Raw genomic sequence first — 14,300 nt, forward strand, 5'->3', positions numbered from 1 at the left:
TCAACCGCCCAGGTCCGGCGGCTGCCAGGCACGCTCGAACGCCTCGTACGGATCAGCCGGCTCGTCCGAGACCAGGGTTCCCTGCACCTCCGCCCGGTAGTCGACCACCCGGTCGTCGCGCAGTCCGCTGGCCCGCACCTCACCGGCAACGCGGGTGCCGGTGAAGTGCAGCGCCAACATCGCCCGGCGGGCCGGCACCGGCAGCGGCGGCGGCACCCAGTCGAGGTGAAGGCCGGACGGTACCGGAGTCGGCGCGGTCCAACTGACCGTGGAGACGCCCCCCTGCGGCGCGGACAGTTCGGCCCGCAGCCGCCCACCGGTCAGGTCCAGCGTGTACCGGCCGATGTCCTCGTGGCCGCTGTCCGCGGTGGCGGCGAGCCAACTGATGTCGCCGATCATGCCGATATCCTCGCCGAACAGTGTCACCTCGAGCAGGTCCGAACTTGTCGGCGGCAGCAGGGCCAACTCGGCGACGACGGAACGGAACGCGACACCGTCGGTGACCCCGGTCAGCTCCACCCGGTACACGGCCGGCAGCGGGATGCCGCCGACTCGCCCGAAGCCCGTACCCGCGCCGGGTTCCTCGGTGCGCAGGGGCTGGGTGAGGGTCACCCGCTCGTCGTGCACCAGGGTCTGGATGTGGTACTCGGTGGTCAGTCGCAGCGCACCGTCGACCGGTGCGATCCGTCCGGCCATCGAGGCCCGGGCCGAGCCGTCGGGGCTGTTGCGGGCGGCGACGAAGCGTACGCCGGGGCCTTCCGGCCGGTGCATTCCCGGCAGCGGGAATAGGTCGTCGCGGGCAAGGCCCGGACGCGGTACGACGAGCAGCCGGCCGTCCGGATGCAGCCACCACCCGGTGCCCTGCAACATCCTGTACAGACCCGGCCGCGCACGTGTGGTGCCGTGCCTGTCCACCCGCGCGGGGCCGTCCGGCACCAGCCGTCTCATCACGCCACCTCCGCCGATCGGGTCGTCACGTCGTTCCGGAAAGCCGTCCGTCTGGTCAGGAACCCCGTGTCGTCAGGAAAGCAGACGCACGCCCCGGCGATCCGCTCAGTTGAGGGAATCCCGGGACTTCGTCGGTGCGATGCTCGGCCGGTGATGGGACGACGGGCGAGACAGCAGGTACGTCGTCGGGCCGCCGCGGGCGCTCGGACGGGGCCGGGACCGGGGGAGAACTTCGCCTGGCAGGTGCATGCGGCGCAGGAGTCGTGGACGGCCCAGCTCGACGTGAAGGCCTCCATCCTGCTCGCTTTCGAGGGCGGCACGATCGTCGTCTCGGTGCCGACCCAGGGTTGGCTCTCCGCGGCGGCCACCGACGGCTGGCCCCGTTACCTCGGCCTCGCCGGCATCGTCACGCTGGTGGTGGCGATGGTGCTGACCGCGGTCACGATCGCGCCCCGGCTGGGCTCACCCCGCCGGCACCGCATCGAGTACCGCGACAACCTCGTCTACTTCGGACACCTGCGGCTCTGGTCTCCGCCGGCCCTCGGGCGCCGGCTGGACCGGTTGACCCTTGCCGACCACAACCAGATGCTGTCCCGGCAACTGGTCGTGATGAGCCGGCTCAACTGGCGCAAGCACCGGTTCCTCCAGGTGTCGATCGTCGCGCTGCTGCTCGCGCTCGGCGCGCTGAGCGGCCAGGTGTTTCTCGCCTGGCAGGGCTGAGACATTCCTTACCTGCCTTGCTGTCGGGTGTCCGACCGGCGAGATCCGATGCACGACGGCTGAATCCCGTCTTTTGATGCGGAGCCGTCGCGGCCGTGCCGTGAACCTGTAATCAGCGCCGGTCGACCGGGCCGCATACCCGGTCGACCTGGCGCGTGACCGGCTGCGGGAGTGTGAGAGGCGGTTCAGCGGTGGCGTCCAACGTCGAGGCAAAGATCATCGCGACGATCGAGAGTCGGGCCCGGCACCGTCCGGGTATCGAGCGGATTCGCACCGCGTACGAGGTGATGGTCGGCCGGCTCACCGAGCTGCAACTGCTGGCCGACGAGGTACTGCGCGAGGTGCACCGCCATCCCGGGCGCCCGGAGTACGCGGGTCTGGCCGGCGATCTGAGCGCCCTGCTGTTCGGGCCGGGTTCGCTGGAGACGCTGGTGCCCTCGGCGGTCGAGTTCGGCGGGCAACTGGGTGTGGTGCACGCGCGGGTGCACCGGGAGACGGTCAACATCGGCGTGCTCGGTCGTACCAGGGCGGGCAAGAGCACCATCCTGCGCGGGATCACCGGGCAGGGGCGCAACGTCATCCCGTCCAGTACGGACTTCCCGACGACTGCCGCGCGTACCCGCATCTACCACTCGCCGGACCGGCAGGAGGCGGTCATCTCGCTGCGTACCTGGGAGGCGTTCCGGGACGAGTACCTGCGCCCGTTGCACCAGGGGGCGGGGCTGGGACCGGTGCCGGCCACGCCGGAGGAGTTCGCCGCGCGGTCGTACCCGAAGGCGGTCGACACCGAGGCGAGCCCGGACCGGAACGCGGACACCTCGGACAAGGTGCGCGCGCAACCGTTCCTCGACAAGATCAACAAGGCGCAGGAGAGCTTCGCCGACTACCGGAGCATGCTGCTCGGCGAGCGCCGGACGATGACCGTACCGCTGGCGCAACTGCGTCCCTTCGTCGCCTATCCGGAACGCGGGCGCGGGGACAAGCGCCTCTACCACGCGGTACGCGACGTACACATCTACTGCCCGTTCCGCCAGGTCGACCGGGCCCGGGTGGCACTGGTGGACCTGCCCGGCGCGAACGAGGCGGGACTCGACATCGACCGGCACTTCCTCAACGACCTGAACAACGACGTCGACCTGCTGATGTGCGTCAAGAAGCCGAACCAGGACAGCGTGCACTACGGCGACGACGACTTCCAGATCCTGCAACTCGGCCAGGACGCCGGCCACGACGTCCGGCTCGCCGACTTCCTGGTCATGGTCGTGAACCGGGACATGTCGCTCGCCGAGTCGTCCTTCCGCAACGCGTTCGCCGAGGTGGAGCAGGTGACCCGGAGCCAGGGCATCACGACCCTGGAGTGCAACGCCGCCGACGAGACGAGCGTGCAGGACCGGGTGCTGCTCCCGGTGCTCGGTCACCTCGCCGACCGGCTCGCCGGCATGGACGCGATGGTCATCACCGCTATGCGCCGCCGGCTGGACGAAATCGTCAGTGCGACCCGTACCGTCGTCGGCCGGCTCGACCACCAGGTCAAGCGGTGGCGGCAAACCCTGCCGGACGAGGACGACCAGGTCCGTGCTCTCTCCTACGAGCTGCGCAACACGCTCGGCCAGGCGCTGTTCGAGTTGCAGGACGCGTACGCCGACGCCGTCCGCCAGGAGAACCCGATCGAGCAGATCGAGTTGGCCATCGGCACCGCCGAGGAGCAGGTACGCAAGTGGACCGAGGAGGGGTTCGGCCGGGGGCAGCACGCCGAGTGGGAGAGCAGGGCCATCGCCGGCCTGACGGTCGAACCGTTCCGCGAGTACGAGCGGCAGTTCAACCGCGCCCGGCAGGAGATCACCCGGCAGTTCCAGCTCGTCGACGCGTCCCTGCACGCCGCCGTCGAGAAGCTCTGGGCCGACGTCGCGGCGGTCCTGCGTACGCAACTGAGCAGCGAACTGGTGCCCGAGGGCAGCGACGCGCTGCCCCGACTGCTCAGCTCGATCGACCACCTCAAGGTGCCGGCGTTCAAGCAGGCGGCCGAGCGCCTGGCGAGCCTGCAACGCGACTACGGCAGTCTCTTCCTGCGGGTGGCGACCCCGATCATCATCAAGGTCGACCTGGGCAGGTGGAAGGGGCGCCTGGTCGGAGCGGGCCCGGACGACCCGGACCCGGCGCCGCCCAGCAACGCCAGGGCCGACCGCTCCGGCGGTCGATCGTCGCGGGCAGAACGCCCGTCGTCGCGGGCAGAACGCGCGTCGTCGCGGGCGGATCGCGAGCCCGACAACGACGACGAGTGGTGGCTGAGCTACGACAAGCCCACCGGGGGCGTCGGCGAGCAGGCGCCGCGGCCGCCGGACGAACCGTCCCGACCCTCGGCGGGGGAGCGGTCCTCGCCAGCCGGCAACGGCTCCTACGCTCCCGGCCCCTGGTCCGGCCGACCGGCGCAGGAGGTGCACAACCTTGAGTCGATGTTGCGCGAGGTGATCGAGGATACGGTCGCCGAACTCGTCAAGGACCTGCGACGCGAGTCGCTGTCGATCGCACAGGTGCTGGCCGCGACCCTCTGGGTGTTCGCCGACGGCGCCGGTCGCACACCCGACGGCGAGTTCGAGTACCAGCGGATCTGCAAGCCGTACCGGACCAAGATCTGGCCGGGTGTCTTCGACGGCACGGTGGCGTTGATGTCGGACCGGATCGTGGCACTCGACGACGGCAGCCGAGGACTGGACGAGTCGGTGACCGCGCTCGACCAGGCGCTCGTGAGCAGTACGGCCGGCTAGATGTCCGACGACAATTCCTGGCCGTCCCTGCGGGACTACCTCACGGCGATGCAGCGCCCGGCCGGCTCGCTGCTCGGAGACAAGCCCGGCAGGTTCGTGCCGCTCCGCGAGGCGGACGACACGATCCTGCCGGTCCAGGGGCAGTCGGCGTACGTCTTCTACGGTCACCTCGACGGCACACCGACCGTGCTGCGCTGCTTCAAACGGCCGCCCGACGACGACCTGCGCGAGCGTTACCTGCGCCTGGCCCGGTACACCGCGGAGCACGCCTGCCCGTACTTCGCCGACTTCGAGTGGTGGGACGGCGCCCTCTACGCCGGTGGCCGGCACACCCCGGTGCTGCTGATGGAGGACGTCGGTGGCCGGTCCATCCGGCAGCACCTCGCCATCGTCCGCGGCGACGAGGAGAAGCTCGACCGGCTGGCGGACCAGTGGTGCGGGCTCACCACCGACCTCACCGCCAGCGCGCTCGCCCACGGCGACCTGCAGCAGGACAACATCTGGATCGCTCCGGACGACCGGCTGCGCCTGATCGACCTCGACGCGGTGTGGGCTCCGCCCCTGGCGGACCTGCCGCCCCGCGAGGTCGGCCACCCCAACTTCCAGCACCCGAAACGGATCTCCGACGGCTACTGGGGCTCCGACGTGGACCGGTTCTCCGCCCTGGTGGTGCTCATCTCGATCAGGGCACTCGCCCGCGACCCGGGCCTGTGGGACGAGTACCACCTCGACGAAAACCTGATCTTCACCGAGGAGGACTTCACCCAGAGCATGGTGTCGCCGATCTGGTTCCGGCTCGCTTCCAACAGCGATCCACGCGTACGCGACCTGACCACCCAACTGGCCGAACTGTGCGCCGCCGGGGTGGCTGGCTCGGCGTCCGCTTCCCCGGTGACCCGGCCGGTGCGGAAAACCGCTCCGGTTCCGCCGGTCGTCGCCCGACCAGGTTCGGACGGGACCGAACCTGGTCCCGCGCAGTGGACGTCGCCGCGGGCGGAGCCGGTGGTGATCAAGCTGCCGAAAGTCAAGCCGCCGAAGACCGAGCCGGTTCGACGTCCGGCACCCAAGGCGCCAGTCAACCGGCCGAAGCCCAGCGCGCCCGTGTCGACCGTACGCGTGCGCAGAAAGCGCGGCTGGGTCGGGCCGCTGTTCCTGCTGGCGCTGGTCGTCGGCGTGATCACCGTTGTCGGATCACTGATCGGTTGATGGGATGAGGATGAGCGACACAGAGCTCTCGAAAGGGCGACCCCGGCAGATCCTGTCGGTCCCACTGCCGTACGCCGCCGCGGCCGTCCTGCTCGTGGCCGCACTCGTGCTGGCGGCGCCGGCACCGCGTACCGGAACGGCCGAGCCACCGACGGTCATGGTCGCGGAGGTGGGTTGGCCCGTCGCGGAACAGGTGGCACAGCGGCAACAGGAGGCCGCCCGAGTCGGCGCGGACACCCTGGTCGTCGTGGTCCACCTCGAACGGGCCGGTCACGCCACGATCACCGTTCCGGTGCAGAGGGGCGACACCCTCGACGGCCTGGCGAAGCTTTGGGGAGTCGAGCCCAAGACGTTGGTCGCCGACAATCCCAAGCGCTTCGAGAAGGGGAAACTGGTCAACCCGGCCGCGCCGATCTCGGTCCGGCTCACCAACCCCTACCAACTGCCCGAAGGTCGGTTGCTGTTCCGGTCGTGGGAGCAGGGCGACCCGGCACCGGAGAGTGCTCCGGCCACCGTCACCGTCTTCAGCACGGCCGGCGCCAAGCCGATCATGGACGCGCTGTCGTCGACCGTGGTCGTGCTCGATTCGACCGGGCAGGTGTGGGCCGGCCCGCCCGGCCGGCCCGACACCGCAGCGGCGTGGCGCTGGGTCCTGGTCGTGTTCCTGCTCATCCTGGCCGTCCTCTGCCTGGCGGCCGGGCAGCCGGAGGTGCTGCGCCAGGCGGACACGTACCTGCCGTGGTTGACCCGCTCACGATCGGCTCCGTCCGGTCGGGCTCCCGGACCGGTCGCCGAGGTGCCGTCCGGGGCGACGCGCCGCAATCCGGGTCGGCCGTCGCCGTCGCCGTTCGGTCGGAACGGCCCGCCCAAGGGGACCTTCCCGCCCACGAGCACCCTTCCGGCCGAGGCGCCCTCCCGGCCGGCGATCCTCTTCCCGCCCGATGATGCCCCTCTACCGGCCGGCGTTGCGGCGCCCGTGACTGGGACGCCTGCCCCGATCGGGATGCCGCCGGCCGGGAGCCAGCCGGGAAGCGTGCGTACGGCATCCGGATACGAGGAGCTGGAGCAGCGGTCGGGGCCGGTCCCGGCCGAGGACACCGGCACCGGGGCGAGGTTCGACTTCAGCCCCTGGCTCGACCCGCGACGGGGGCCGGAATCAGCGGCCCAGTGTCCCAGGTGTTTCGACTTCGGTCTGTTCCGTCGGGACAACGAATACCGATGCGACCGGTGCGGCGAGGCGGGCCGGGTCGCATCGGGGGTCTGGCCCGGCGTGGTGTTGGGCGGCGTCGGGACGTACGGCGGCAGCAGCAGGCCCGGTCAGTGACAAGGAGGTAGGAAAATGCAGGTGAATCGCAAGACCCCCGGTTGTTTCGTGTTCCTGCTCGACCAGTCGGCGTCGATGAGCCAGCCGATGTTGGGCGCCGAGAAGAAGACCAAGGCCCAGGCGTTGGCGGACATCGTCAACGAACTTCTCCAGTCGATCGTGATGCGCAGCTTCAAGTCACGCAACGAGCCACCCCGGCACTACTTCGACATCGGTCTGATCGGCTACGGCACCGGCGCACGCCCGCTCTTCTCCGGTGCACTCGCCGGTCGACTGTTGGCTTCCGTCGCCGAGGTCGCCGCCGGCAAGATCCGGGTCGACCGCGACGCGGACGGTCACGTACAGCCGATCTGGTTCGACCCGGTGGCCTCGGGGGTGACCCACATGTGTGCGGCCCTCGACCTCGCGGGAAAGATCGTGGAGGGGTGGACGAACAGCCATCCGGAGTCCGGCCCGCCGATCATCGTGAACATCACCGACGGGTACGCGACCGACGGCGACCCGGTGCCGGTGTCGCGCCGGATCACCTCCGGCGGCACCAACCACGGCTCGACCCTGTTGTTCAACATCGCGCTCTCGTCCAGCGAGGCGACCACGGTGGCGTACCCGTCCACCGACCATGCCCTCACCGACGAGCGCGCCAAAGCCCTGTTCCAGATGTCCTCGCCGCTGCCGCCCCTGATGCGGCAGTACGCGGCCGAACTCGGCGCCGACGTACAGGACAACGCCCGAGGATTCGTCTACAACGCCGACCTGGAAGCGATGATCCAGGCGATCGACGTCGGCACCCGGACCTGAGACCGATGACCACGGTCAGTCGGACTGCCGGCATGAGATTCGTCGCGCACACCTACTCCTTCCCCAAGGACGAGGACCATCCCGCCGAATGGGAGGACGGCGCCGGGCACTATCTGGGGCGCGGACGCGGCTGGTTCGCGGTGGCGGACGGCGCCAGCAGCGGATTCCACGTCAAGGAATGGGCAAAGAGACTGGTCACCGGGTTCGTGACCCAGCGGCTTGATTCCTCGGACGCGGTGCAGAACCTCATCGTGAAGGAGTGTGAGCGCTGGTCGGAGGTACGGGACGCCCCGGCCCGCGAGCAGCTCGATCGGCAGTGGTGGGAGGAGGCCGCACCGCTGCGGCAGGACACCGCCGCGGCCTTCGTCGGCCTGTACGTCGAAGCGACCGGCCCGCGTACCGGGAAGTTCCGGGCCTTCGCGGTCGGAGACTGCTGCCTGATGCACGTCCGGGGGACGACGCTGCTGATGTCGTTCCCGCTGTCCAGCCCGGAGGCGTTCGCCCAGAACCCGGCGCTCGTCTACAGCCGGCCGGAGAAGATGCCGGCGGGTGTCGAAGGCATCCAGCTCTCGTCGGGTCAGCTCCGCCCGGGAGACATGCTGATCCTGGCCAGCGACCGGCTCAGCCAGTGCCTGCTGTGGCACTCCGCGAGGTCCGACGGGGCGGTGTGGCAGGCGCTGCGGGCGGTCAACCGGCCGTCATTCGAAAGCCTGGTACGCGCGCTTCGTAGCCACGGCAGCCTGGAGGTCGACGACGTCACCCTGCTCCGGATCGCCGTGCTGGAGGAGTAACAGCAGGCGGGGCGGTGGCCGACGGCAATCGGTCGCCGTCCCGCCGACTGCCTGACCGAACCAATCAGACGCCGCGTTCTGCGGCTGTGCCTGCCTCCCACCAAGCGAGAACTCGCAACGCTCTGAGGGTGTTCCAACGACTCGGTAGCCCCTTGCCGTCGTCGAAGGCAAAGTGGACGCGGCCCGGATGAAGGTGGTCGAGCAACCAGCGCCCGTCCGGCAGTTGCTTCGAGCGCACTATTTCTACCGCCTCGGACATGCGGGCGTCCGGCTCGGTGCCAGCGCGCCGGAAGTAGTCGAGCGCGCGAAGAACGTCATAGTGCCAGTAGTACGGAAATGCGAACTCCAGATAGGTGGGCTGCACAACCTCTCCGGTGCTTCGCCGCCCGAGGTGACGCGTCGGTGAGGTCGCCCAACACCTGCCAGCGCACCGCCGGATCGGAATCGAGCAGCCAGTCGAGTACGTTCACGGCCCATGGATCCTTACTCGACGCCAATGATCTGGGGAGGCTGAAACGCGAGCCGGCTGCCCGAAGAAACGGCGAATCGGTGCGGTCCTTGTCGACGAATTGCGCCACGACGAGCGACGCTAACACCAGTCACCTGTGCCCGCTACCGTCGCAAACCCTGGCACCGACTCGACCCATGCCCTAAAGGCTGTCTTCGACAGCGGCGCGCGGGCGGCGGACCGGTCGAGAACGCGCTGGGTGGGCCGGGCGGCGTAGGTACCACTCGGCCACGGCGAGGTTGATCAGCCAACCGGCGAGAACCAGCGACGCCCGGACGTTCCCGTCGGGCTGTTCGCCAGTGGCCAAGAGGTACGGCGCGTGCGTGAACGCCTGTGTGCCGGCGCCGATGCCGATCGCGTAGCCGCGTACCATCCATGCCCGGTGTCGGGTGAAGTCGCGGCGCAGCGCGGCGGCGAGGCCGAGCAGGATCGAAGCGGCCATGGCCGAGCCGAAGACGAGTCGCATGCCGGCGAGCACGTCGTTGTCGTGGGCCGGCAGGTCGTACGCGAACGCCATCCACACACCGGAGAGGGCGACCGCCAGCCCGCAGGGAACGAGTACCCGCCCGGCGATGCGGTGCCAGCGGCGGCGGCGCAGGCTGGGCACGAACTGGAAGGCGCCGAGGATCGTGTAGACCACCGCGCCGACGATGTGCAGCACCACCGGCAGCGGGTCGGCGACGAATCGGGCGTTCGCCGGGGTGACCTCCGGACCGGTGCCCAGTTCGGTGAGCCGGGCCGCACCGGCGATGATCGGTATCAGACCCAGCAGGATCAACGCGGCCGGTAGCCGCCACTGGCGAATTGTCATGCCATCGATGGTGTCCGCCGTACCCACTTCGGTTCATCGACAGATGGGCCGCGATCAGGGCGGCCCATGGTCGTACGCCGTCGTCGTACTTTCGGCGGTAGCCGACCAGCCGTCGCCGAACCGACCCGCTGCTCGTCTCGGTGGCCGATGCCGTCAGCCGCGTCCCCGCGTGCGGTTGGTCTCGTACGCCCACATCGCGATCTCGACCCGGTTACGCACACCGAGCTTGGTCATCAGGCTGGTGACGTGCGATTTCACGGTGCTCAACGTGATGTAGAGCTCGTCCGCGATCTCCTTGTTGGTGCGCCCTCGGGCGACCGCGAGCAGCACCTGCTCCTCCCGGTCGGTGAGCGCCTCGATCGGCTGCTTCGACGGCGAGGCGGGCCCCGCGTCGGCGAACGCCTTCAGCAGACGCGTGGTGACGCTCGGCGCGATCAGCGCGTCCCCGTTGGCGGCCGCGTGCACGGCCTGGCTGAGCAGGTCGGGGCCGGCCTCCTTGAGCAGGAAGCCGCGGGCGCCGGCACGCAGGGCCGCGTACACGTAGTCATCGAGGTCGAAGGTCGTGATGACGACCACCGCGAGCGGGTCCGCGACCAATGGACCGGCGAGCGCCCGGGTGGCCTCGATGCCGTCCATGCCGGGCATGCGGATGTCGAACAGGCACACGTCGGGGCGGAGCCGCCGGGCAAGCTCGACCGCGTGGCGGCCGTCGCCGGCTCCGCCGACGACCTCGATACCGGGCTGCGCGTTCAAGATGATGGTGAGGCCGGTACGGACGATCTCCTGGTCGTCCGCGACGAGCACGCGCACCGTCACGCGTCGACCCCCGCGCGCGGGAGCACGGCCGTGACTGTCCACCCACGGTCCGGGTTGGGGCCGGCCTCGCAGGTGCCGCCGAGCAGGTCGGCGCGCTCCATCATGCCTATCAGGCCGAAGCCGGGCGAGCCGGCCGGGCGGGCAGCGCCGGCCTCACCGTCGTCGCTGACCCGCAGGCGTACGGAGGTGTCGTCGGCCGCGACGCTGACCTCGATGCGGGTGGCGTGGCGGGCGTGACGGCGGGCGTTGGTGACCGACTCCTGGGCCAGCCGGTAGAGCGCGGAGCCGACCGTGGGCGGAAGGTCGTCGAGCTGGCCGCGGATGTCCACGTCGACGGCTGGCCCGGTGTGGAAGCGGCCGGCGAGCCGTTCGATGTCGGCAACCTGCGGGTTGGGCGTCAGCGCGGCGGGCTGGTCGCGACGCAGGACGCGGACGATCACGCGCATCTCGGCGAGCGCACGGGACGCCTCGCCCTCGATCACGCGCAGCGCGTCGACCGCGGCGCCGGGCTGGCTGGCCGAGGCGGCGATGCCGGCCTGGGCGCGGATCGCCATCGCCGACACGTGATGGGCCACGGTGTCGTGCAGGTCACGGGCAAGCCGTTCGCGCTCCAGCAGCTTGGCCTGGTCAAGTTCACGTATTCGGGCGGCGGCGCGGAACCGGATCGCACTGCCCAGCGTGGCGGCGGCGAACATCACCGCGAAGCCGGCGACCAACTCGCCGCCGTCGATCGAGCCGGCCAGCCCGGCGGCGGCCACCTTGGCCACCACGAAGGGCGAACCGATGACGGCATCCCGGCCGGAGCCCCAGCGGAACAGCGCGTAGGCCAGCAGGACCAGGAAGCTCGTCGTGTACATCTGGCAGGCATCGCCGGGCAGCACGAACGGGGCGACCGTCGTGAAGCCGAATGCGATCGCGACCATCACGAGCGGCTCCGTGCGCCGCCACAGCAGCGTGGGAAGCAACGCGAGCGCGATGACGACGCAGCCCACCCGCCACGGCAGGTCGGGTCGGGTGATCCCCTCCAACACGATCGCCGGGGCGAGGACGGCGATCAATACCCAGTCGCGCCACACGCGGGCCGGGACGTGCGGGGCGCGCGGCTCGGCCAACACGGCGCGCAGGCGAGAGTGCACAGAACCATCGTACGAACGGCGCTGCGACTCCAGATCGTCCCAACGTACGCAATCGACGCGCATCACGAGTCGCGAGGCCTATGTATGTAGGCATGCATAGGCTGCGAGTCCGCTTGAGGATCGGCCGACCGGCCTTGCGGCGGAGCTATCCGTTTTTGTGGCGCGAGCCCTTCGGTGACCCGCTCGCGGCGAGACTGACCAGAGCTGCTCGTATTGCGTCGAAGGGAGTCGGGCTGTGCAGCGCGCGGGCGGTGACCAGAGCGCCTTCGACGCCGGCGATCACCGCGTCGGCCAGTACGCGTGCGGCCGTCTGGTCGATGTCGAGTACGACGAAGTGGAACGCGAGCCGGTCGATCATTTGCGCGAACGAGCGGCGGCTCGTCTCACCCAGGTCGGCCGACTCCCGGGCTGCTCCGTCGATGACGAGCGGTGCGATCCCGCAGCCCCGGGCATAATCGCTGGCCACCATGCCTTCACGGGCCAGGTCCAGGTAGCTTTCGACGAGGTCGACGGCAGAGCTGGCTTGTGCGGCTGCTTGGTCGATGATCACGACCTGGTCGTGTGCGTGCGCCTCGGCTGCCGCCTTCGCCAACTGCGTCTTGCCGCCGGGAAAGTGGAAGTAGACCGAGCCGCGCGGCGCCTCGCTGAGCTTGAGGACGTCGGAGAAGGCCGTCGCTTCGTAACCGCGCTGCCGGATCAGCTGCTTGGCCGCCTCCACCATCCTCCGCTTGGCGTCCGACCGCTGGGCCACGATGCACCTGCCTTTCCTCGTCTCGACTCCGCATCCCGTCCCAGTATGTATGCTGCTATGCATAGTCGCAACACTGACCCGAGAATCCAGGAGGCAGGCGGCGCCCAGGCCACCGGCTCAGAGAGGAACGTCCATGCCCTTCGTCAACATCTCCCTCGCTCGGGGTAAGTCGGACCAGTACCTGACAGCCGTCTCGCAGGCGGCGCACGATGCGCTGGTCGCCGAGCTGAACATGAGATCCGACGACGACTTCCAACTCGTCCACCAGCACGGCCCGGGCGAGATGGTCTTCAACCGCAACTTCCGTGGCGGCCCGCGCTCCGATGACTGGATCGTGTTCACGATCACCGACGGTCTGGATCGTGGTGAGCGGGCCAAGCGCAAGTTCTACCGGACGCTGGTCCGTCTGCTCGAAGAACGCGCGGGCGTCCGCCCCGCAGACGTGTTCGTCATGATGACCGTGACACCGCCGGAGAACTTCTCCTTCGCCGATGGTGTGATCGGCACCGACATCGCGGCCGCCGAGTCGCTCGAAGCGGCGACCAAGTCCCCAGGCGCCCACGACGGGTACACCGGGGCCGAGATGGCGTACGCCGTCACCAGGTTGTTCCAGAGCCGCGACCGCAGCCCCATCCTGCCGATGCTGCGCGACGATGTCGTCCTCAGGGTGCCCACCACGCTGCCCTACGGCGGCGAGTTCACCGGCCCCGCGGCCTTCGACGGCTTCTTCGCGGACTTCTACTCGAAGATCCTGAGCGGCAGCACGGTCTGGGAATCGTTCGACGTCCTCGTCGAGGACGTCATCACCGCCGACGACCACGTCATCGCCCGACTCACCAACACCGCGGTACCCAAGGCAACCGGCAAGACGGTGGTCTTCCAGAACCTCTGGCTCTTCGAGGTCACGAGAGGCCGCATCGTCAGCGTCCAGCTCTACGCCGACACCGCCGCCAGCAGCAGCGCAGCGAGTTGATCGGATTGCCGCTCGACACGGCGCCCGGGTGGGCGAGCCGGGCCGTGCGGCTGGGTGTCGTATCCCTGTGTGAGGCTTCGGGCATGGCGACTTTCGTTCTGATCCACGGCGGCGGGGGCAGTGCCTGGGACTGGCATCTTCTGGTCCCCGAGCTGGCCAGACGTGGGCACGACGTGGTGGTGCCGGAGTTGCCGATCGAGGACAGGTCGGCGGGGTTCGCCGAGTTCTGCGAAACGGTCGTCGACGCGATCGGCGATCGCCGGGACCTTGTGGTCGTCGGGCACTCGTACGGGGCGTTCACCGCACCGCTGATTGCCGACAAGCTGCCGGTACGGCTGATTGTCCTGCTCACTCCGATGGTCCCGAAGCCCGGTGAGAGACCCGGGGACTGGTGGGGCAACACCGGTTACCGAGGTGAGGAGGGGCTCAGCGAGGAGCAGCAGTTCTACGACGGCGTGCCAGCCGAGATCGTCGCGGAGGCGGCGGCGCATGGCCGGGACCAGGTCAGCGCGGAGTGGAACGAGCCGTGGCCGCTGGATGCCTGGCCGGACACGCCGACGAAGGTGCTCGTCGCCCGCGAGGACCGGTTCTTCCGGGCGGACTTCCAGCGTCGGGTGGCCGCCGACCGGCTCGGCATCGCTCCGGACGAGATCGACGGTTGCCACTCGGTGCCGCTCAGTCACCCGAAGCAACTCGCCGACCGGCTGACCGCGTACCTGGTGAGCTGAAGGCGCTAGGAGTTTCGTCCCACGG

The 14,300-nt window shown here is 69.7% G+C and carries 14 protein-coding genes; 8 read left to right on the top strand and 6 right to left on the bottom strand.

What is annotated here, in order from left to right; all coding sequences use genetic code 11:
• Nucleotides 1-948, bottom strand: a complete 948-nt coding sequence (locus AB0J90_RS10905) for a hypothetical protein (RefSeq protein WP_363594494.1) — start codon at nucleotides 946-948, stop codon at nucleotides 1-3.
• 153 nt (nucleotides 949-1,101) lie between these two features.
• Between AB0J90_RS10905 and AB0J90_RS10910 the strand changes: the two genes are divergently transcribed.
• The 6 genes from AB0J90_RS10910 to AB0J90_RS10935 all read left to right on the top strand — a co-directional run bounded on the left by AB0J90_RS10910 (nucleotide 1,102) and on the right by AB0J90_RS10935 (nucleotide 8,552).
• Nucleotides 1,102-1,668, top strand: a complete 567-nt coding sequence (locus tag AB0J90_RS10910; protein WP_363595023.1) for a Pycsar system effector family protein — start codon at nucleotides 1,102-1,104, stop codon at nucleotides 1,666-1,668.
• A gap of 191 nt (nucleotides 1,669-1,859) precedes the next feature.
• Nucleotides 1,860-4,433: a hypothetical protein gene (locus AB0J90_RS10915; protein ID WP_363594496.1), complete on the top strand. Its 2,574-nt coding sequence runs from the start codon at nucleotides 1,860-1,862 to the stop codon at nucleotides 4,431-4,433.
• Nucleotides 4,434-5,639 carry a hypothetical protein gene (locus AB0J90_RS10920; protein ID WP_363594498.1) on the top strand — a complete coding sequence of 402 codons (1,206 nt, stop codon included), beginning with the start codon at nucleotides 4,434-4,436 and terminating at the stop codon, nucleotides 5,637-5,639.
• A gap of 10 nt (nucleotides 5,640-5,649) precedes the next feature.
• Nucleotides 5,650-6,963 (top strand): hypothetical protein, encoded by a 1,314-nt coding sequence (locus AB0J90_RS10925; RefSeq protein ID WP_363594500.1) that lies wholly within the window; start codon nucleotides 5,650-5,652, stop codon nucleotides 6,961-6,963.
• Nucleotides 6,964-6,978: 15 nt separating this feature from the next.
• Complete coding sequence (locus AB0J90_RS10930) at nucleotides 6,979-7,761, top strand: vWA domain-containing protein (RefSeq protein ID WP_363594502.1); 783 nt, start codon at nucleotides 6,979-6,981, stop codon at nucleotides 7,759-7,761.
• A gap of 32 nt (nucleotides 7,762-7,793) precedes the next feature.
• Nucleotides 7,794-8,552, top strand: coding sequence for a hypothetical protein (locus AB0J90_RS10935; protein WP_363594504.1), 759 nt, complete (start codon nucleotides 7,794-7,796; stop codon nucleotides 8,550-8,552).
• Between the two features lie 64 nt (nucleotides 8,553-8,616).
• Here the strand turns inward: AB0J90_RS10935 and AB0J90_RS10940 are convergent, their stop codons facing one another.
• The 5 genes from AB0J90_RS10940 to AB0J90_RS10960 all read right to left on the bottom strand — a co-directional run bounded on the left by AB0J90_RS10940 (nucleotide 8,617) and on the right by AB0J90_RS10960 (nucleotide 12,544).
• Complete coding sequence (locus tag AB0J90_RS10940; RefSeq protein ID WP_363594506.1) at nucleotides 8,617-8,916, bottom strand: hypothetical protein; 300 nt, start codon at nucleotides 8,914-8,916, stop codon at nucleotides 8,617-8,619.
• Nucleotides 8,917-9,202: 286 nt separating this feature from the next.
• Nucleotides 9,203-9,871, bottom strand: coding sequence for a DUF2306 domain-containing protein (locus tag AB0J90_RS10945; RefSeq protein ID WP_363594508.1), 669 nt, complete (start codon nucleotides 9,869-9,871; stop codon nucleotides 9,203-9,205).
• A 153-nt stretch (nucleotides 9,872-10,024) separates the two neighbouring features.
• Complete coding sequence (locus AB0J90_RS10950) at nucleotides 10,025-10,687, bottom strand: response regulator transcription factor (protein ID WP_363594510.1); 663 nt, start codon at nucleotides 10,685-10,687, stop codon at nucleotides 10,025-10,027.
• Nucleotides 10,684-11,823, bottom strand: coding sequence for a sensor histidine kinase (locus AB0J90_RS10955; RefSeq protein WP_363594512.1), 1,140 nt, complete (start codon nucleotides 11,821-11,823; stop codon nucleotides 10,684-10,686). The genes AB0J90_RS10950 and AB0J90_RS10955 overlap by 4 nt, the downstream gene beginning before the upstream one ends.
• Before the next feature lie 145 nt (nucleotides 11,824-11,968).
• Nucleotides 11,969-12,544 (bottom strand): TetR/AcrR family transcriptional regulator, encoded by a 576-nt coding sequence (locus AB0J90_RS10960; RefSeq protein ID WP_363594514.1) that lies wholly within the window; start codon nucleotides 12,542-12,544, stop codon nucleotides 11,969-11,971.
• Between the two features lie 163 nt (nucleotides 12,545-12,707).
• Between AB0J90_RS10960 and AB0J90_RS10965 the strand changes: the two genes are divergently transcribed.
• Together AB0J90_RS10965 and AB0J90_RS10970 are read left to right on the top strand one after the other, a co-directional pair.
• Nucleotides 12,708-13,547, top strand: coding sequence for a tautomerase family protein (locus tag AB0J90_RS10965; RefSeq protein ID WP_363594516.1), 840 nt, complete (start codon nucleotides 12,708-12,710; stop codon nucleotides 13,545-13,547).
• A gap of 83 nt (nucleotides 13,548-13,630) precedes the next feature.
• Entirely contained in the window at nucleotides 13,631-14,275 is a 645-nt protein-coding gene (locus AB0J90_RS10970; RefSeq protein ID WP_363594518.1) for an alpha/beta hydrolase, read from the top strand.
• The last annotated feature ends 25 nt before the right edge of the window (nucleotides 14,276-14,300 follow it).

Origin of the sequence: Micromonospora sp. NPDC049523, assembly GCF_040676775.1 — a bacterium.
Classification (GTDB): domain Bacteria; phylum Actinomycetota; class Actinomycetes; order Mycobacteriales; family Micromonosporaceae; genus Micromonospora_G.